The organism is Delftia sp. 60 (genome assembly GCF_002754395.1).
Classification (GTDB): Bacteria; Pseudomonadota; Gammaproteobacteria; order Burkholderiales; family Burkholderiaceae_C; genus Comamonas; species Comamonas acidovorans.
Genome location: NZ_PEFD01000001.1, coordinates 4,625,728 through 4,645,278 on the forward strand (window position 1 = coordinate 4,625,728; position 19,551 = coordinate 4,645,278).

The 19,551-nt window shown below is 65.2% G+C and carries 13 protein-coding genes and 2 pseudogenes; 4 read left to right on the forward strand and 11 right to left on the reverse strand.

Going from position 1 to position 19,551, the window contains the following annotated elements:
• Window positions 1–171 precede the first annotated feature (171 nt).
• Window positions 172–2,520: a bifunctional salicylyl-CoA 5-hydroxylase/oxidoreductase gene (locus tag CLV01_RS20995; RefSeq protein WP_099733295.1), complete on the reverse strand. Its 2,349-nt coding sequence runs from the start codon at window positions 2,518–2,520 to the stop codon at window positions 172–174.
• A 187-nt stretch (window positions 2,521–2,707) separates the two neighbouring features.
• Between CLV01_RS20995 and CLV01_RS21000 the strand changes: the two genes are divergently transcribed.
• A complete protein-coding gene (locus CLV01_RS21000; protein WP_099733294.1) occupies window positions 2,708–2,962 on the forward strand; it encodes a DUF7661 family protein in 255 nt (84 codons plus the stop codon).
• Window positions 2,959–3,705 (forward strand): enolase, encoded by a 747-nt coding sequence (locus CLV01_RS21005; RefSeq protein ID WP_099733293.1) that lies wholly within the window; start codon window positions 2,959–2,961, stop codon window positions 3,703–3,705. Before CLV01_RS21000 ends, CLV01_RS21005 begins: the two co-directional genes overlap by 4 nt.
• Window positions 3,706–3,724: 19 nt before the next feature.
• On the opposite strand, the gene CLV01_RS21010 is transcribed toward CLV01_RS21005, so the two are convergent.
• The 10 genes and pseudogenes from CLV01_RS21010 to CLV01_RS21055 form a co-directional block, all read right to left on the reverse strand.
• Window positions 3,725–4,126 (reverse strand): hypothetical protein, encoded by a 402-nt coding sequence (locus CLV01_RS21010; protein ID WP_012206277.1) that lies wholly within the window; start codon window positions 4,124–4,126, stop codon window positions 3,725–3,727.
• Window positions 4,127–4,307: 181 nt separating this feature from the next.
• Entirely contained in the window at window positions 4,308–5,492 is a 1,185-nt protein-coding gene (locus CLV01_RS21015; RefSeq protein ID WP_180288436.1) for an RHS domain-containing protein, read from the reverse strand.
• 185 nt (window positions 5,493–5,677) lie between these two features.
• A complete protein-coding gene (locus CLV01_RS29935) occupies window positions 5,678–6,091 on the reverse strand; it encodes a pentapeptide repeat-containing protein (RefSeq protein ID WP_099733291.1) in 414 nt (137 codons plus the stop codon).
• A 442-nt stretch (window positions 6,092–6,533) separates the two neighbouring features.
• Window positions 6,534–10,621, reverse strand: a pseudogene (locus tag CLV01_RS21025) (RHS repeat-associated core domain-containing protein); the annotation flags it as partial.
• Window positions 10,622–10,694: 73 nt separating this feature from the next.
• Entirely contained in the window at window positions 10,695–13,037 is a 2,343-nt protein-coding gene (tssI, locus tag CLV01_RS21030; protein ID WP_099733290.1) for a type VI secretion system Vgr family protein, read from the reverse strand.
• Between the two features lie 235 nt (window positions 13,038–13,272).
• A pseudogene (locus CLV01_RS21035) lies at window positions 13,273–13,985 on the reverse strand (ABC transporter ATP-binding protein).
• Window positions 13,985–14,779: an ABC transporter ATP-binding protein gene (locus tag CLV01_RS21040; RefSeq protein ID WP_013801789.1), complete on the reverse strand. Its 795-nt coding sequence runs from the start codon at window positions 14,777–14,779 to the stop codon at window positions 13,985–13,987. The pseudogene CLV01_RS21035 and the gene CLV01_RS21040 overlap by 1 nt, the downstream one beginning before the upstream one ends.
• On the reverse strand, window positions 14,776–15,738 hold the full coding sequence (locus CLV01_RS21045) for a branched-chain amino acid ABC transporter permease (protein ID WP_257221439.1): 963 nt from the start codon (window positions 15,736–15,738) through the stop codon (window positions 14,776–14,778). The genes CLV01_RS21040 and CLV01_RS21045 overlap by 4 nt, the downstream gene beginning before the upstream one ends.
• Window positions 15,739–15,740: 2 nt before the next feature.
• A complete protein-coding gene (locus CLV01_RS21050) occupies window positions 15,741–16,661 on the reverse strand; it encodes a branched-chain amino acid ABC transporter permease (protein WP_013801787.1) in 921 nt (306 codons plus the stop codon).
• 110 nt (window positions 16,662–16,771) lie between these two features.
• A complete protein-coding gene (locus tag CLV01_RS21055) occupies window positions 16,772–17,947 on the reverse strand; it encodes an ABC transporter substrate-binding protein (protein WP_013801786.1) in 1,176 nt (391 codons plus the stop codon).
• A gap of 197 nt (window positions 17,948–18,144) precedes the next feature.
• Here CLV01_RS21055 and CLV01_RS21060 point away from each other — a divergent pair, with 197 nt between their 5' ends.
• Entirely contained in the window at window positions 18,145–19,050 is a 906-nt protein-coding gene (locus CLV01_RS21060; protein WP_065347527.1) for an alpha/beta hydrolase, read from the forward strand.
• Window positions 19,047–19,535 (forward strand): MarR family winged helix-turn-helix transcriptional regulator, encoded by a 489-nt coding sequence (locus CLV01_RS21065; protein ID WP_012206289.1) that lies wholly within the window; start codon window positions 19,047–19,049, stop codon window positions 19,533–19,535. The genes CLV01_RS21060 and CLV01_RS21065 overlap by 4 nt, the downstream gene beginning before the upstream one ends.
• Window positions 19,536–19,551 lie beyond the last annotated feature (16 nt).

The following is a 19,551-nucleotide window of genomic DNA, read 5'->3' on the forward strand; positions in this document are numbered from 1 at the left end:
ACCTATGAAACCGGCGCGCCACACAGCGAGGGACGCCGAGGAAGGGCCTGGGCCGGCCGCGCCGCCCCGCACCGACGGTGTCGCCGGTGGCCCGTATGCCCCCCTCCCGCGAAGCGAGAGAGGGCGCCGTGCACACGGGGGAAGGCGCGAAGCGACTCAGGGGGTGTAGTTTCATTTCGCGTCCAACTGCGCCATGGCGGCGGCGCGTTCGAAGTTGGTTTCCAACTGGCGCTTGCCGGGCTGGTACTGGTTCGGCCAATCCACATCCTGCGCACCGAGGCGCGCAGCCTCGCGCAGCGTCCAGGCCGCATCGGCCAGGTGCGGACGCGCCAGCGCGCACAGGTCGGCGCGGCCCGAGGCGATGATGGCGTTGGCATGGTCGGCCTCGAAGATGGCGCCCACGGCAATGGTCGGTACGCCGGCTTCGTTGCGGACACGGTCGGCAAACGGCGTCTGGTACATGCGGCCGTACACCGGCTTCTGGTCGGGGCTGACCTGGCCCGAGGAGCAGTCGATCATGTCGGCGCCCGCCGCCTTGAAGCGGCGTGCGATCTCCACCGCATCGTCGGGCGTGATGCCGCCTTCCACCCAGTCATGGGCCGAGATGCGCACCGACATGGGCTTGTCTTGCGGCCAGGCTGCGCGCACCGCCTCGAACACCTCCAGCGGAAAGCGCAGGCGGTTGTCCAGGCTGCCGCCATATTCGTCATCGCGCTGGTTGGTCAGCGGCGAGATGAAGCTGGACAGCAGGTAGCCGTGGGCGCAGTGCAGCTCCAGCCAGTCAAAGCCCGCTGCCGCGGCGCGCCGCGTGGCGGCCACGAAGTCCTCGCGCACGCGGTCCATGTCGGCGCGGGTCATGGCGGCGGGCACTTGCGAGAGGCCCTCGATATAGGGCAGGGCCGATGCCGACAGCAGCGGCCAGTTGCCCTGCTCCAGCGGATGGTCGATCTTTTGCCAGCCCAGCTGGGTGGACCCCTTGCGCCCCGCATGCCCCAGCTGCACGCCAATGTGCGCCCCGCCCTGCGCGTGCACGAAATCGACAATGCGCCCAAAGGCCTGCGCCTGCTCGTCGTTCCACAGCCCGGGGCAGCCGGGCGTGATGCGCGCGTCTGGCGAGGTGCAGGTCATCTCCACCATCACCAGGCCCGCGCCGCCCATGGCGCGCGCGCCCAGGTGCACCAGGTGGAAGTCGCCAGGCACGCCGTCGGTGCAGGAATACATGGCCATGGGCGAGACCACGATGCGGTTCTTCAGCCGCAGGCCGCGCGCCTGGTAGGGCGTGAGCATGGGCATGGGCGGGCGGCGGCCTTCGGGCACCGTCTCGCCCGCATGCTCGGCAATCCAGCGCTCGAAGCCCTGCAGCCAGGCGGCATCGCGCAGGCGCAGGTTCTCGTGCGAGATGCGCTGCGAGCGCGTCAGCAGCGAATAGGCGAACTGCTCCGGCTCCAGGCCCGCATAGCGCTCCACGTTCTCGAACCATTCCGTGGAATTGCGCGCCGCGTTCTGGATCTTGAGCACCTCCACGCTGCGCACCTCCTCGTAGTGGCGCAGGCCGGCCTCGATGCCCCCCGCAGACCGCAGGCTGCGCGCCAGCTCGATCGCATCCTCCAGCGCCAGCTTGGTGCCCGAGCCAATCGAGAAATGCGCCGTGTGCGCCGCATCGCCCATCAGCACCACGGGCACGCTGCGCGGGCCGCGCGGCGTGTCCAGCGCGTTCCAGTGCACCCAGGTATTGCAGATCACGCGCGGAAAGCGGATCCAGATGGCCGAGCCGCGCAGGTGCGTGGCATTGCTGACCAGGGCATGGCCGTCCAGCCAGGGGGCGAACAGCTTCTCGCAATAGGCAATGCCCTCTTCCTGGCTCATCTGCTCTATGCCGGCGGCCTGCCAGGTCTCCTCGGGCGTCTCCACGATGAAGGTGGACATGCCGTCTTCGTAGCGGTAGGCATGGGCCTGGAACCAGCCGTGCTCGGTCTGCACGAAGGCGAAGGTGAAGGCATCGAACACCTTGGTCGTGCCCAGCCACACGAAGCGGCAGCGGCGCTGGTCGATATCGGGCCGAAATGTATCGGCATAGCGCGTGCGCACCTGGCTGTTGATGCCGTCCGAGGCGATGACCAGGTCGGCGTCGTACTCGCGCGCAATCGCCTGGTCGTCCTGCACGAAGTTCTCGAACACCAGCTTCACGCCCACGTCCTCGCAGCGCGCCTGCAGGATGTTGAGCAGCTTCTTGCGGCCTATGCCGATGAAGCCGTGGCCGCTGCTGCGCAGGCTGCGGCCCTTGAAGTGGATGTTGATATCGTCCCAGTGGTTGAAGGCGTCACCAATGGTGCGGGCCGACACGGGATCGGCCTCGCGCAGGTTGTCCATGGTGGCGTCCGAGAACACCACGCCCCAGCCAAAGGTGTCGTAGGGCCGGTTGCGCTCCACCACCGTGACCTCGTTGGCGGGGTCCTGCAGCTTCATCAGCAGGCCGAAGTACAGGCCGGCGGGACCACCGCCGATGCAAACGATCTTCATACCGCAAACCCTTTTCTCGCAGGGCGACGGCACAGGACGCCCCAGGTTCAGGATCCAGGCCCAAGAACTTTAAGCCTGAATAGTTTAGGTTTGAAATATATAGACGAAACGCCGGCACGAACCTAGGGAGAACACGCATGAGCCCCCCGGCAGCCGCTACGATGCCGGATCGCCAGGAGGATCTCCCTTGGAAAAATACCGGTTCAATGTCTTCGGCCGCATCATCGCCATCGAACGCGCGCCGGCCCAGTGGCGCTGCTTCAACGTCGGCGCCGACGGCAAGCGTGCTCCCGCCCTGCTGGCCATTCCCTGCGATGTCACCCACGCCGAACTGGCGCAGTACCTCTACGACATCTACCACGAGAGCGCGGCCGCATCGGACCAGGACATCTTCGAGATCACCCCCGGCACCACCATCCCCTCACCCAGGAGTTCCTCTTGACCCAGCAAACCGAAGTCCGCGAACTGAAGCCGGGCCTCAGCCCCTTTCCCGCCGCCGTCGACATCTTCGTGGCCGACCAGCCCTGGCTGGCCGAGCACCTGCTGCCGCTGATCTCCATCGACCTGGGCCTGGTGCGGCCCGAACTGGCCGGCACCGTGGTCCACATGCTGTGCCCCGTCGAGCCCTTCGAGGGCTGCATCGGCGATGAGACCGAAGCCCACCACAACGCCTTCACCGCCCCCAACTGGTTTGCGCTGGAGCTGACGCCCGACAACCGCTACCGCTTCCTGGGCAACGAAGGCTTCTTCCAGCGCGCGCCGCAGCATGGCGGCCAGTTCACCAAGGATGCCTTCGCCTGCGAGCACACCGACGAAATGCTGGCCAGCCACGCCAAGGCCAGTGCCTACTACGCCGAGCACGGCCGCCTGGTCAGCTACTCGCGCTACGGCAACGGCGAGCCCATGGAACATGACTACCTGGACAGCCTGGGCGGCGGAATCTGGTACGGCAACTGGACCGGCCACCCGCCCATTCCCCCGGCCTTCCAGCTGGACGAAGCGGAAAACGCCGGCATGGGCGATGAACTGGAAGACGACGGCATCCGCATCACCCGCGACGGCAAGCCCTTCTTCCACGTGGCCAACGTGGCCGGCTACAACTGGTGCGCCACGGGCGCGGACAGCATCCTGCTGTTCTACGAGCCGGAAAGCCGTACGGTGCTGTTCACCTTCGACTGGACCTGAGCCGGCCGAGCAGCGCCGCTCAGACGCGGCCCTGCTCGGGCGTGACGATCAGATGCGCCAGCAGCGGCCGGATGCGATCGTCCTGGTAGTAGCCGCCGTATTCCGTGTAGCGCAGAAAGGCGGCATTGCAATGGTGGCAGCGCCAGAGCGTGCAGCGGTTGTACGGGTGCCAGCCCAGGGCGATGGGGGCATCCGGTGACCACTGGTTCGTGCCCTGGGGGTGGTATTCATCGAGCAATTCCCGTGTCTCCGGCGTGCCCAGGGCACCAACCTGCTGCAGATGCGAAGTCTTGTCCGCCCCCGACAAGGACTCCCAGCCCGGCCTCCACAGCACAGCGCAGTCTGCGCATCGCTGCTGCTCGGCCGCCGCCGCGGCGAAGGCTCTCAATTCGGGTTCGGGAAGGGGGGTTGAAGTTGTCATGGAACGGTGCCTTGGTTTTTATGGATTGTCTGGCAGGTTTGGGGGCGGGTCTGGCGGGGTTTCATATTCCGGGGCAAAGCACTGTATCGGGTGCTGCCCGTCTCAACGTCAAAGTACTGGCCCTGGAATCTCAGGTGCTGCTCAGGCCGGCTGCCCTGGTCCTGCTCCACCCAGTGCTGGGTCAAGGTATTGCCCATGCGTACCGTCTGCAGCACGGCGGGTAGTCAATGCTGGCCGTAGCGCCCCAGGCCTTGTAGCTGGCGGCCCAGACGATGTGGCCTTCCGCGTTGGTCAATTCCCTCGGAGTGCCCAGATGGTCCGTGTGCACATGCAAGGTACGGCTTTGCAGCGCCTTGGGGGGTGCTTCCTGCGGCACCACGCCCTTCAGGCGCGATTGCAGTTTGCGCTGCAGCGGAAGGACCTTGGTGTTCCACACTTGGTCGTCATTGCGCGCTTCGTGCAGGGACTGTTGCACAAAGGGGTTGCCCAGGCCTTTGTCGCGCGCCTCCTGGTCCTTGTTCCAGAGGCTTTGCACGTGGGCAAGCGGTACGAAGCTTTCGGGCTCATACAGGTAGAGCCTGTGGCTTGTCGTGTCCTTGCCGTCCTTGTGCTGCAGGGCGTGTTCGGCCAGCAGGCGGTTACCGTCCCACAGGAAGTGGGTGACTTGGAGGGCGGACTTTTTCTGTTCAGGCGTTTCCTGCCATTTGGCTATGCGCCGACCAAAGGGATCGTAGGCATAGCGCCAGTGCGCCTTCTCACCTTGGCGCTGGTTCTGGTTTTCCGTGTGGACGGCAATGAGCTGGTGCTCCGCATCCCAGGTGTAGTGCTGTATCTGGTGCTTGCCGCTGCGTTTGTCGGTGCAGTTGCCCCAGGTGTCGTACTCGTAGCGGTGCTCCTGCCAGACCTTGAGCCGGTTGCCCGCCACGCGATCCCATTGCGCAGGGTCGGCGCTGGCGATGAGCGCGTCGTCCCTCGCCTGGAGCAGGTTGAAGTTGGGGTCTGAGAGGTGCTCCCTGACGTAGCGCGCCCATTGTTCGTCCGGAGTCTCCGTGCCTGGCGAGCGCGGGCTGGCAGGGCTGGCTTGTTGTGGCGGCGGCTGATCGGGGTCGATGAGATTGTGCGCCGGGTCGAAGGCGAAGCGCTCCGCCGCGTGGCCAGCCAGGGCCTGGGTCAGGCGGCCGATGGCGTCGTACTGGTAGAGCGTTCGGCCCGTGCGGCTGTCGTCGATGCTTTGCAACTGGCCTGCGGCGTCGTAGCTGTAGCGCCTTGCGATGCTTTGGCCATTGGTGGTGTTGTGCGTGCCAGAAGCAGGCGCTGTGCTAGCCCAGGCGGTGTGCAGAAATAAATGGTCAGCCTGCGCGCGCATGCCGCTTGCGACCTGCATCCCATCGAGTATCTTCTAACATGCTGCAAATGGCCAAGTTCTTCAAAAAGTGGATTTTAATAAAACCCATTTCTTATATAGAATTTTCCACAGAAGCTGAGATCAGCTTGATCTGTGTATTTCCCCCAACGTCAAATTTGGATATTTCTCATAGCTCGTAGCAAGCGCTAATCGAATATCTTCATATCATTAATAATCGGATCACCGAGATTATCCTCACCACACTGGACATCCAATAGCTTGCACCTAGAGAAATCCGCCATGAAAATATCATTTCCATAAAAAGAACAGTCTTTCATGAAGGATTCACCAAAAATAACATGCCTCATATTCGAATCTTTGAAAGTACAGTTAATAAACGTCGATTTAAAAAATACTGCGGTTATCAAAGAGCAGGCAATAAATTCACAGTTGATAAAAATAGACTCCGAAAAATAAGTTCCTCGAAAATCACAATCTATGAATTTTGCAGAATAAATCAATCTAGCAGATAAGTCAGCCTTATGAAGAACCGTAGATTTTAATTGCACCTCTTTATCTCCAGATATTTTTCGAAAAACCGATTCAATATTTTCACTCATCTATTACCCCAATCTACTATATCCGGATAAATATCTTTGAATGGATATTTTGGTGTTGACAATGGTGCAGTTCCTGGCTCCACTGGAGGATTAACATCGCATAGCATAGCAGCAACCATTCTATGGTTTCCATCAACAATTGTTACTCCATCCATTTTCACAGGGGGAGGCGTGCTTCCAGCCTCTATCATTTTTGTATACGCAGCTACAGCCGGAACAGAGACAGCCTTCTGAGTTGTTAATAGTGATGATTTCGATACTGTATTTCTAATATTATCAGGCGTTGCATCTTTGCACTTCTTTTTATCTTCGGATTTCTGCGAGCATTTTGTCAGGTCGTAGACTGCAGCGCCTGTCAACAAAATGACCGCCAATATATCTCCTATAGGTAGTGGCCCATCAGCTGCAGCAAGCCCTCCGGCAACAGGCAAAGATCCGGCCAAGGCACTTAACCCCATTGGATCAATAAATGCCACTGGATTATCAGGATATGTGCTTATATTTATCCCTCCACTCAACCCAATCGGATCCTGATTCACATAACTCCCCACCATCGGATCGTAATACCGATGCCGGTTGTAATACAGCCCCGTTTCCCGGTCATGGTGCTGCCCCGGCAGCCGGATCGCCTGGTGGATACCTTGCGGGTTGTATTCCTGCAGCACATTGCCCCAGGGGTCCAGCTTGGCGGCCCAGGCCACCTGGCCGGTCTGGTCCGTCAGGGCCATGGGCGTGCCCAGGTGGTCACAGTGGTAGTGGTGGATGGCGATGCGGGCGTGCTGTGCTTTTTCCTGTTTCTGCAGCTTTGCCTGCATGCCGCTGAGCAGGCGGGTGGTGCTTTCGGCCTGTTCGCCCAGGATCGCCTGGGCACTGGGCGGCAGACCGTGCTCCAGGGTGTGGCGCAGGTGGCGGGCAGCGTCTTGCTGCATGTCGCGCGGCATGGCGCTGAGCATGGTTTGCATCATGGCCAGGGCCGGCGTGTGGCTGGGGTCGTCCTGGTCGGGCAGGCCTGCGGTGATGGCTTGTACCAGCAGGTGAGGCTCGTCCTGGGGGTCACCGCTGGCCGTGGTGCTCAGGCGCACCAGGGGCGTGAAGCTGCCCGGTTCGTAGATGGTGTGTTCTATGTGGCGGGTGTCGTCGCCGCCCTGCAGGCGTTCGGTGTGGATGAGGCGGTCGCCGTCCCAGCCGTAGTAGTGGGTGCGTGTGGATTCTGTGGAGTCCGCGCTTTCGACCTGCTGCTTCAGGCGCCTGCCCAGGGCGTCGTAGGTGTAGCGGCTGTGGTGGCGCAGTTGCTCTGCGTTGCCCTGGATCTGGCTGCTGCGCACCGCTATGAGCTGGTGGGCTCCGTCGTAGTGCAGTTGCTGCTGGCTGTGGTCCGCCTGCATTTGCGCGATGCGGTTGCCGCTGGGGTCGTAGCGCCAGACGCGGTCTTCGGTGAAGCCTATGCGGTTGTCTTCCCAGCGCTGCACGGGGCCTTGCCGCTGGCCTGCGAGGTGGCCCAGGCCCATGAGGTTGAAGTCGGTGTGCCGCCAGTGCGCGTGGACCTGGGCGGCCCAGTTGTCTTGTGAGTCTGTCTGACCCGTTGCACCGGGTGCTGGCAGGCGGTTACCGGCAGGGTCGATCTGCCAGCGGGTGGTGGTCTGGGGGTCCTGGCTGTCGGTGGCCGCTCTCAGGCGCCCGGCGCTGTCGTAGCCGTAGCGCAGCAGTTGTGCGGCCTGGCCTGGGGCGCCGGCCTGTTCGATGGCAACGAGCTGGCCCAGGCTGTCGTAGTGGTAGCGGCGGCCGAGGATCTGGCCGATGAGGGCGTGGGCCTGGGCGTCGGTGGGCTGCAGCGCTTGCATGCCCGTGGTGCCCAGGGCCGTGAGGCGGCCCAGGCTGTCCCATTGGCGTTGCACCTGCAGGGGGTTGTCTGCGTCTGCTGCAGAGGCGGGTGGGTGCAGGCTGCGGCGGACTTCGCGGTGCAGGCTGTCGCGCTCGAAGTCGATGAGGCTGGCTCCGTTGAGCTGCAGCCCGTGCACATGGCCTGAGCCGTAGGTGAGCCAGGCGATCTCTCCCAGGCCTTGCAGCTGGCTGTGCTGGCGTCCGCCCAGGGGTCCAGGGTGTGGGCGATGCGGTGTTCGTATTCGATCTGGTCCGTACCTCCGTCCTTGCCGGGCCGGTACAGCTGCTGCACTTCTGCGGTGATGCGACCCAGGGCGTCGCGCTCCAGTGCTATGCGGCTTTGCAGTTGGATGATGTTTTCTGCGGTGTGTTGCCATACGCTGGCCGCCGTGAGGCGCCCGGCCGCATCCCATTCGTAGCGGTGGGTTTGTGCGGGCGCATGGGGCGTGGCAGGCAACTGCCGTTCGGCGAGGCGCCCGCCTTCGTCCCAGCGGTAGTGGCTGCTGCTTTGCTGTGCGGCGTTGCCGTCCGTGGCTTCCATGAGCTGGCCTGCCGCGTCCCAGCGGTAGCGCTGCAGCCGTTGGTCAAACCCTTCTTCCTGCACGAGCCGGTCCAGCGCGTCCCAGGCAAAGCGGCTTTGCGCTCCGTTCTCGTTGACGAGGCGCAGGAGGCGGCCGGCGCTGTCGTATTCGAAGGCCAGGGTGAGGCCGCCATGTGTTCGCTGGACCAGCCTGCCCCAGAGGTCGTAGCGCAGGTGGATGCTGGGGTCGGCGGCCTGGGTTTCGCTGGAGGTGCCCGCAGGCTGGGCCGGATCGATGCGCGTGAGGTGGCCTGCGCTGTCGTAGTGGTAGCGCTCGATCTGGCCGTTGGGCAGTTCGCTGGCCACGATGCGGCCCTGGCCGTCGCGCTGGTGGCGTTGGCGCTGGCCCAGGGCGTTGTCCACTTCGATGAGCGCTCCCCAGCGGTCGTAGTGGTAGTGCGTGCTGTGGCCCGAGCAGTCGGTGTAGCTGAGCAGTTGGCCCGCGTCGCTCCAGGCCAACTGTTTGCTGCCGCCCTGGGCGTCTTCGATGCGCCGGGGGCTGTCGCAGGTGAGCGGCGCTTCCTGGGGTCGGGGTAGTGGTAGCTCTCGGTGCTGCCGTCGGCCTGGGTGATCTGGGTGAGGCGGCCCCAGGCGTCGTATTGGTAGCCGGTGGTGGCCCCTGCGGTGTCAGTGCTTTGCAGCAGGCGGCCGGTGGCTTCGTCGTGTTCCTGCTGGGTGCTGCGCCCGTCGGGCAGTTGCACGCCGATGAGCCGGCCCTGGCCATCACGCCTGAGGTGCACGCTGCGCCCCAGCGGGTCGGTGCGCGAGGCCAGGCGGCCGAAGCTGTCGTAGCTTTGCAGCCAGCGGCTGCCATCGGCCTTGTGGTGGGCGATGAGGCGTGACAGGCCCGCTGCGCCTTCGAAGTAGTAGGTCTCGATGCGATCCAGGCTGTCGCTGACGCGGGTGGCGGCACGCGGCTGGCCGTCCGGGCCCGGGGGCTGGGCCAGGTAGTCGAAGCGGTAGCTGAGGCCTTCCTGGTTGCTGTGCTCGATGACGCGGGCACCGGGCTGGGCGCTCTCGTAGCGGTAGCGGTGCCAGGGTCCGCTGGCATGGCGGTGGGCGCTGATGCGGTGGTGGTCCCATTCGAATTCGCGCACGAGCTGGCCTGCGCGGTCGTGGACGGTGATGAGGTCGCCTGCGCTGCTGTAGCCGTAGCGCACGAGGGCGATGGGCGCGGACAGGGGGTGCAACGGGTCCTGTGTGAGGTCCACGCCTGTGACCCGCCAGCCGTCGTCGGCGCCCCACAAACCCAGCGCATCCCTGCCGCCATGGATGCGCTGGTGCAGCAGGCGGTAGCGCCGGCCTGTGCCGTCGCTCAGCGAGACCAGGCGGCCTGCGGGTACAGCCTCTTTGCTGGCACTGTGGCCGGCCTCGGGTGTGGTGCCGTCGCTGTAGTGGTAGAGCTGGCGGCGCCCGAAGCGGTCGATCTGGGCCATGAGGCGCCAAGGGCTCTGTGCGCAATCCCGGACAGGTTCACCGGGCGCAGGACCAAAGCCCCAGAGCGTGTCGCCATCACCGCTGACCGCAAGGATGGCTTGCGGGTTGCGCACCAGTGCCTGTTCCACATGCGACCACCGAGGATTGGCGGCCCAGGGCGCTGTGCCGCCGTCCGGCTCCGTGCTGCCGCCGCGCAGCAGCCAGATGTCTTCGCTGGCACTGTGCAGCTGGCCGCCCGGCACCAGAGGCTGGTCGAAGGTGATGACGCGGCCGCTGGCGTCCAGCAGCAAGGTGGCCTCTTCCTGCAGGCGGATGCTGAGCTCCTGCAGCAGGTGCCAGCCATGGCCCAGCAGGCCGCAGGCAGCGCCGTGCTCGGGGTTGACGTAGCTGCTGTATTGACGCTGCCAGGCCACAGGCAGCGCAGCCGATGGCAGGGCGAAGTCCAGGTCTTGTGCGCCCAGCAGGACCTTGGCGCCCAGCTGGGGGTTCACAGGGGATCCGACGGTGATGCCGTCCGGGCAGACGGAGCAGGCCAGGCCGCCCTGGCTGCCGATGAGCACGGTGCGCGAGCCGGTGACGATCTTGCCCTTGACGACGCTGTCGGTGATGCGGGCTGCGGGTTTGCCACTCATGCGAGGCTGCTCCTGGAGAGATGGGGGAGAACGGGAATGCGGATACGGGGAACGCGGTACGGGCTGTCTGCCTTCAGCAGTTGAGCCGGTCCGTGGGCGAGAGAATCTGGATGTCGCCGGGCGTGATGCGGATGGTGCTTTCGCCGCAGGTCAGCAGGATTTCCTGCTGGGCTTCGAGCCGGATCTTGGCGGCGTTGAGCTCAATGCTTTGCCCATCCATGGTGAGCTGGGAGGCCTTGCCACCTCCGCCTCCGCCTCCACCGCTGCCGCCGCCACCACCGGGCGCCGTGATGTTCATGGCCATGCCGCCACCGGCTCCCGCGCCACCGCCACCGCCACCACCGCCCACGGTCAGCGAGTACTGCGAGCCCACTTCCGTGCTTTGCTTGCTGCCGACCTTGACTTGGCGCTCCTGCCCCACGGTGAGGTTCTGGCTCATGCCGACCGTGGTCTGCATGGCCACACCGATGTTCTCCATGTAGTTGACGCCGATGTTCATCATCTTCATCACACCCACGTTCTGCATGTAGGCCATGCCTATGGTCTGTGTCTTGAGCAGGCCGACCGTGACGTGCCAGTTCTGGCCTATCTTGTCGGTCTCGGTCTTGCCGATGGTCTTGCTGCGGTTCTTGCCGATGGAGATGTTCTCGTCGATGCCGACATCCTCGTTGCGGTTGTCGCCGATGCTGATCTTCTCGTTGTGGTCCACCCGCTCCGTGCGGTTGTTGTGCACGGTGATGGTCTCGTCGCGGTCCACGGTCTCGGTGCGGTCGCGGTGGATGACGTTGGTCTCGTCCCGGTCCACCGTCTTGCGCCGGTCGTTGCCCACCCATTTGTCCTCGTCGTTCTCGACTTCGGTGAGCTGGTCCTTTTGCGCGTGCAGCCAAAGCTGCTCTTGCCCGGCCTTGTCCTCGAAGCGGATGGCGTTGGCATCGCCCGGGCCGTTCTTCATGCCCGCGCCTGCGGCGCCGCCCTTGCTCGATCTTGTCTTGATGCCCGATTGCGTGGCGTTGGCCGGCAGCGCCCAGGGCGGCATGTTGGCCGCGTTGTAGACGCAGCCCGTGACCAGCGGGTAGTCCGGGTCGCCGTTGAGGAAGTCGACGACGACTTCATGCCCTATGCGGGGAATGGAGATGGCCCCGAACCCCGGGCCTGCCCAGTTCGTGGCCACGCGGATCCAGCAGCTGGAGTTCTCGTTCATGCCGCCCAGCCGGTCCCAGTGGAACTGCACCTTGATGCGGCCGTATTCGTCGGTCCAGATTTCTTCTCCGGCCGGGCCCACGACGACGGCGGTCTGCGGGCCCGTGGTGCGCGGCTTGGGCGTGGTGCGCGCGGGCGTGTAGGCAAGACTCGTGGGCTGGGCCTGCAACTCGTAGCGCTGGAAGGAGCCGTCTTCCGCGGCGCTGCCCTTGGCGCCCGGGGCCACGGCACTGACGCGGGGATTCTCCTTCAAGTGGTAGCTCAGGCCCGTGATCAGGTACTGCTGGTTCTGGTCGCCGCGCGGGTAGTTGTAGAGGCTGAAGGTGTAGCCCGTGGCCAGCGCCCGGTGGCAGGACTGGCCCCGCACCCGGCTTTGGCCCGTGAGGCTTTCCTTCAGGCGCACGCGGATGTAGTCCTCGCCGTCGCTCAGCTGGGTGTAGCCGCCTGGCCATTCGTAGATTTCGTGGCCGTCATGGGCGTGGCCCGGTGGGTCGCGCCGCAGGTGGGTGAGGTCGGCCCGGGGTTTCTTGAAGTCGTAGTCGTCGCTGTAATGGCGACCCGATTTGATTTCCTGCTCCAGCTGCCAGGCGTGGATGTTTTCCTGATCGCCTGCAGCGGCTTTTTCCGGGGGATAAAAGGGAATGGAGGCGCCCCCGGGCAATACGCTGTGCGAGGCAATGATGTCGTCGCACAGCACCAGGGTGTGCTGGCCCGAGGCATGCTCGAAGAAGTAGTAAATGCCTTCGTGCTCCATCAATCGCGAGACAAAGTCGCAATCGCTTTCGTTGTATTGAACGCAGTAGTCCCAGCTGCGATAGGCACGCGTGAGTTTCTTTTGCAGCGGATGGCCATAGACGCCCAATACCTGCTCGATGATGTCGGGCACGGTCTGGTTCTGGAAGATGCGAAAGTCGCTCTTGCGCGTGGCCAGCCACAGCCAGGGGCTCAGGCGGGCCTTGTAGGCGTAGTGGCGATGGTCCTGGCCCTGCATGCCAAAGCGGGTGACGATGCCGTCGATGAAGCGCCTGCCACCGCCCTGGGTTTCTATTTGGATGGTGGCGTTTTTGCCCAATAGGGCCTTGGGATCGATGCTTTCGCTTTCGCTGAGCATTTCCACATCGAGGCTGAAGAGCTGGCTGATGTTTTCCTGGCCGCGCAATTCACGGAAATGCAGCTGCTCGCCCAATGGCGTGTGTATGGTGACTCTGCGTGTCATAGTGCGCGCCGCCCTGTAGGCGGCCTCCCTGCTCTTGGTGAGCGGGGATCATAGACAAGCCGATGGCCATAGGGCAATCAAATGCAGGGCCAGATACATCCTGTAAATGTAAGCAATTGCCCATCTTGGATACAGGCATGTATTTGAATGGCATGCCACCCATTGATCTTCAATGCCATTCAACCCTCCATCGCGCCTTGAATTTCGCCTTGAACTGCGAATGCATTGCGCGTGCTCACACTCCCAAATACCGTTCCCACAGCGCTCTGTCCCATCCAGCGCGGCCGAGTCTCCGCTCCACACGACCTTGCCGCGCTCCAGGATGAGGTGGCGGTCGGCCAGGCCCAGCAGGCGCTCCACGTATTTGTCGATGACCAGGATGGTCTGGCCGGCGGCGCGCAGCTGAGCCAGGCAGGCCCAGATCTCTTCGCGGATGCGGGGGGCCAGGCCCTCGGTGGCTTCGTCCAGGATGAGCAGGCGCGGGTTGGTGACCAGAGCGCGGCCTATGGCCAGCATTTGCTGCTCGCCGCCTGACAGCTGGTTGCCCATGTTGGAGGCGCGCTCGCGCAGGCGGGGGAACAGCGCGAACACGCGCTCGGGCGTCCAGGGCTCTGCCGCGCCGGGGCTGCCCGAATTGCGCTGGGCCACAAAGGCCGTCAGGTGCTCACGCACCGTGAGATTGGGAAAGCATTGGCGGCCTTCGGGCACGATGGCCACGCCGGCGCGGGCGATGCGGTCGGTGGCCCAGCCGGCGATGTCCTGCCCGGCAAACACCATCCGGCCGGCGCGCAGGGGCAGCTGGCCCAGCAGCGTGCGAAGCAGCGTGGTCTTGCCCATGCCGTTGCGGCCCAGCAGGGTGACGACCTGGCCTGCCTCGATGCGCAGGTCCACGCCGAACAGCACCTGGCTGGGTCCGTAGCCGCTTTGCACGGCCTGCATTTCGAGCATCACGCGCCCTCCTTCACTTCTTCGTCTCCCAGGTAGGCCTGGCGCACGTCGGCGTTGCCACGTATCTCGTCGGGCGTGCCGGTGGCGATGATGCGCCCGTAGACCAGCACGGAGATGCGGTCGGCCAGGCGGAACACGGCCTGCATGTCGTGCTCCACCAGCAGCATGGCGGCACGGCCGCGCAGGGACTCGATCAGCTCGGTCAGGCGCAGTGTTTCATCAGGGCCCATGCCGGCCATGGGCTCGTCCAGCAGCAGCACGCCGGGGCGCGCGGCCAGGGCCAGCGCGAATTCCAGCTTGCGCTGCTCGCCATGCGGCAGCGTGCCTGCGGGGCGTTGCAGCAGGCTGGCGTCAATGGCGCATTCGCGCGCCAGCTCGCGGGCCTGCTCGTAGAGCGCGGTCTCGGCCGCGCGCGGGCGCCAGAAGCTGAAGCTGCTGCCCGCATGCGCCTGCACGGCCAGCACCAGGTTGTCCAGCACGCTGGACTGCTTGAAGATGTTGGTGATCTGGAACGACCGCGACAGCCCCGCCGCCACGCGCTGGTGGGCGTTGAGTGCGCTCACGTCGCGCCCCGCCAGCACCAGCGTGCCCGCATCGGCCGCCAGCGTGCCGGACAGCAGATGGATGAGCGTGGACTTGCCCGCGCCATTGGGGCCGATCAGCGCATGGATCTCGCCAGGCGCCAGCGACAGCGAGACATGGTCGGTGGCCAGCAGCGCGCCAAAGCGGCGCACCAGGCCCTTGGCCTCCAGGGCTGGAGTGGGAATGGAGATAGGTGTGGCCGCGCCGCTCATGCCTGCCTCCCGCGTGCCGGCCACAGGCCCATCAGGCCGCGCGGCGCACCGAACACCACGCACAGCAGCAGCAGGCCCAGCGGCAGGTGCCAGTACTCGGTCCACATGCGAAGCACTTCCTCCAGCGTCAGCATGACGACGGCGCCGGCCACGCCGCCCCAGCGCAGGCCCACGCCCCCTACCAGCACCATGATCAGCAGGTTGGCCGACTGGGTCCAGTGCATGAGGCTGGGGGAGATGAACAGGTTGTGGTTGGCCAGCAGCGCGCCCGCCAGCCCGGCCACGGCGCCGCTGAGCACAAAGGCTGCCAGCTTGATGCGGTAGACCGGGTAGCCCAGCGACTCCATGCGCGACTCGTTCTCGCGCACGCCCTGCAGCGCCTTGCCGAAGCGCGAATCCACCAGCCGCCCGAACACGGCCATCAGCACCGCGAACAGCGCCAGCACCACGTAGTAGAAGGACACATCGTGGCCCAGGTCCAGCCCGGGCAGCACGGAATGGCCGGGCAGGTTGAGCCCGTCCTCGCCGCCGTACTGGCGCAGCGAGATGAAGATGTAGAACAGCATTTGCGCAAAGGCCAGCGTGATCATGATGAAGTACACGCCGCGCGTGCGCAGCGACACGGCGCCCGTGGCGGCGGCCAGCAGCCCGGCCAGCAGCGCGGCGGCCGGCCAGGCCACCAGGGCCGAGGTGACGCCGTTCATCGCCAGGATGCCCACCGCATAGGCCCCCGCACCGAAGAAGGCCGCATGCCCCAGCGCCACCATGCCGCCATAGCCCAGGATGAGGTTCAGGCTGGTGGCGGCCAGCGCGTAGATCAGCACGCGGCGCACGAAGGAGATGTAGAAGTCCAGCCCCAGCGCCGGAGCCACCAGCGGGAACACCGCCAGCGCCAGCAGCGCGAGCACGGTCCAGAATAACCGGGCCTGGAACCTGCCTTGCAATGTGCTGTGTTCCATGCTCAGCCTCGCGCGGGGAAAAGGCCGGAAGGACGGTACACCAGCACCACCGCCATCAGCACGTAGATGGAAATCGCCGCCAGCGTGGGCCCCACGCTGGACGCCACGGCCGGGGAGAACACCTGGCGCAGCAGCATGGGCAGAAAGGCCCGCCCCGCCGTATCCACCATGCCCACCAGCAGGGCGCCCACCAGGGCGCCGCGTATGGAGCCTATGCCGCCGATGACGATGCACACCAGCACCAGGATGAGGATCTCTTCCCCCATGCCGACCTGCACCGAAGTGATGGGCCCCAGCAGCGCGCCCGCCACCGCCGCCAGCATGGCGCCCAGCGTGAACACGCCCAGGAACAGCAGCGGCACGCGCACGCCCATCAGCGTGGCCATCTGGCGGTTGGAGGCCCCTGCCCGCACCAGCACGCCGGCGCGCGTGCGCGTCACGAACCAGTACAGGCCCAACGCGGCGGCCAGGCCGAAGACGATGATCATCAGCCGGTAGGCCGGGTACATGAGATCGGGCAGCAACTGCACGGGCCCGGACAGCGCGGCCGGCATGTTGAGCATCACCGGCGCCGGGCCCCAGACCATCTTGACCAGGTCATTGGCAATGAGGATGACGGCATAGCTGCCCAGCACCTGGGCCAGATGGTCGCGCACGGCAAGGCGGCGTATCAGCACCAGCTCCAGCACCACACCCGCCACGCCCGTGGCCACGGCTGCCACCAGCACGGCCGCGGTGAACGAGCCCGTGCGCTGCATGGTCTCGGCCGCCACATAGGCGCCCGCCATGTACAGCGAGCCATGGGCCAGGTTCATGATGTCCATGATGCCGAACACCAGGGTCAGCCCGGCCGCGATCAGAAACAGCATCAGCCCGAACTGCAGGCCATTCAGCAATTGCTCCAAGAGCAGCGTCCACGTCATCCACACGCCCCCTGCCGCAGGCGCAGTGGCCCGCGCGCGGTCAACAAATCATCCGGCTTTGAAAATCAAGATCAAGGCACGCCGCGCCCGACGGGGGCGCGGCGGCGGGGTCACATCTTGCAGTCGTTGACGTAGACGTCCTGGTACTTGTCGAACACCTTGCCCACCAGCTTGTTGGTGATGCGGCCGCTGCCGTCCTTCTCGATCACGCGCTGGTAGTAGGCCTGGATGGGATAGTGGTTCTTGCCGTACGTGAAGGGGCCGCGCACCGAGGCGTAGTCGGCCTTCTCCAGCGCCTTGACAATGGCCTGGCGGTCCGAGGCCTTGCCGCCGGCCTGCTTGACCGCCGCATCCATGGCCATGATCACGTCATACGCCTGGGCCGCGTAGACCGAGGGGTTGCGGCCCTTGTACTCCTTGCGGAAGGCCTCGACGAAGGCCTTGTTCTGCGGCACGTCCAGGTCATGCGCCCACTGCGCGGTGTTGACCATGCCCAGCATGGGCTCGCCCACGGCCTGGATCACGTCCTCGTCGGCCGAGAAGCCCGGGCCGATCAGCTTGACGCTTTGCGACAGCCCCGTGGACACGAACTGCTTGACGAAGTTGATGCCCATGCCGCCCGGCAGGAAGATGTAGACCGCATCGGGCTTGGCCGCGCGGATCTGGGCCAGCTCGGCCGCGTAGTCGATCTGGCCCAGCTTGGTGTAGACCTCCTCGCCGGGCGCGGTCTTGTAGCCGCGCTTGAAGCCGACCAGCGCATCCTTGCCGGCCGGATAGTCGGGCGCCATGATGAACATCTTCTTGAAGCCACGGTCGGCGGCCAGCTTGCCGGCTGCCTCGTGGAAGGCATCGTTCTGGTAGGACGTGCCGAACCAGAACGCATTGCACTGCGCGCCCGCGAACTGGCTGGGGCCGGGGTTGTTGGACAGGTAGGGCACCTTGGCGCCGAACAGCGCCGGGCCCACGGCCAGGGCCACGTTGGAGCCGATGGGGCCGGTGAAGAAATCCACCTTGTCGCGCTGTATGTAGCGCGTGACCAGCTGGCGCGCCTGATCGGGGTTGCCGCCCATGTCGGTCTGCAGGAACTCGGCCGGCTGGCCGCCCAGCTTGCTGCCCAGTTGCTTGATGGCGAGGTTGAAGCCGTCACGCGCCTCGGCGCCCAGCGCGGCAAACGGCCCGGAAATATCGTTGGCGATACCGACCTTGATGGTGTCCGCCTGCGCGAGCGCGGGAACAAAGGCAGGGGCCAGGGCCGCTGCGGCCAGGAAGGGGGTGAGGAAACGCATGCTGCTGTGCTCCTTGCGCGGGCCGCGCGGATGGCAATCGGTGGTGAGGCAGTCTTCCGTCACGCTGGACGGGAAACTCTGTAAGGGCTGGAACGGTTGGCGCGGGTCTTAGTTTAGGTTTAAAGTATTTTGCAGAACAAGTCTGGGACTTGTACCAATACCTGCCATACAAACCATTTCGCGCCATCTCCGTTCCAATGCCCGCACTCTACCGTCACTACGACCGCGCCGGACTCGATGTCCAGTACAACGCCCGCGCGACGGTACCCGACATCACCCCCATCATCAAGGCCTATGCCGACGACAGCCGGGCCGCGCGCCAGAGCCTGCCCTGCGCGTTGAACGTGGCCTATGGCGAGCATGCCGACGAGCTGCTGGACATTTTTCCGGCAGCAACCGGGGCGGCAGGCGCCCCTGTTCTCTTCTTCATCCACGGAGGCTACTGGCGGCTGCTGTCCAAGGACGACTCCAGCAGCATGGCGCCCACCTTCACGCGCGCCGGCGCCGTGGTGGTGGCCCTGAACTACTCGCTGGCGCCCGCCGTCACGCTGGACCGCATCGTGGACCAGACACGCCGCGCACTGGCCTGGGTGCATGCCCACATCGCCCGCTACGGCGGCGACCCGGGCCGCATCCATGTCTGCGGCAGCTCGGCCGGCGGCCACCTGGCGGGCATGCTGCTGGCCGGTGGCTGGCATGCGGACTACGGCGTGCCCGAGGACGTGGTGCGCGGCGCCGCACCGCTGTCGGGCCTGTTCGACCTGCGCCCGCTGGTGCACACCCACATCAACGAATGGATGCGCCTGAGCGAGCAGGACGCCATTCGCAACAGCCCCGCCCTCCTGCCGCACGGCGCGGCCTGCCCGCTCATCGTCAGCTACGGTGAGAGCGAGACCGATGAATTCAAGCGCCAGAGCGACGACTACCTGGCCGCCTGGAACCAGCGCCGTGGCCCCGGTCCATCGTCAGGCCAGTACGTGGCCATGCCCGGCACCAACCATTTCGACATCGTGCTCACCCTGAACGACCCGGCCAGCCCGCTGACGCGCGCCATCCTCGCGCAGATGGGCTTGAGCGCCCCCACACCGCAGAACCAGCCATGACCCATGCCCCCGACCTGGAGTCGCGCGCCGCGCCCGACGACCACCATGCGCTGCGCCTGTGGCTGCGCATGCTCACCTGCTGCAACCTCATCGAAGGCGAGATCCGCAACCGCCTGCGCAGCGAATTCGACACCACCCTGCCCCGCTTCGACCTCATGGCCCAGCTGCAGCGCGCGCCCGAGGGCATGAAGATGGGCGAGCTGTCGCGCCACATGATGGTGACCAACGGCAACATCACCGGAATCACCGACCAGCTGGAGAAAGAGGGCCTGGTGGTGCGCACCAAGGTGGAGTCCGACCGGCGCAGCTCCGTGCTGCACCTCACCCCGCTGGGCCGCAAGACCTTTGCGCGCATGGCCAAGGCGCATGAATCCTGGGTCATGGGCATGTTCGGCGACATGCCGCAGGCCAGCCGCAACGACCTGTACCAGGCGCTGGGCGACCTCAAGCAGCAGGTGGTCGCCCACCGCTCGCCTACGGACTGAGCGCGCGCAGACCCAA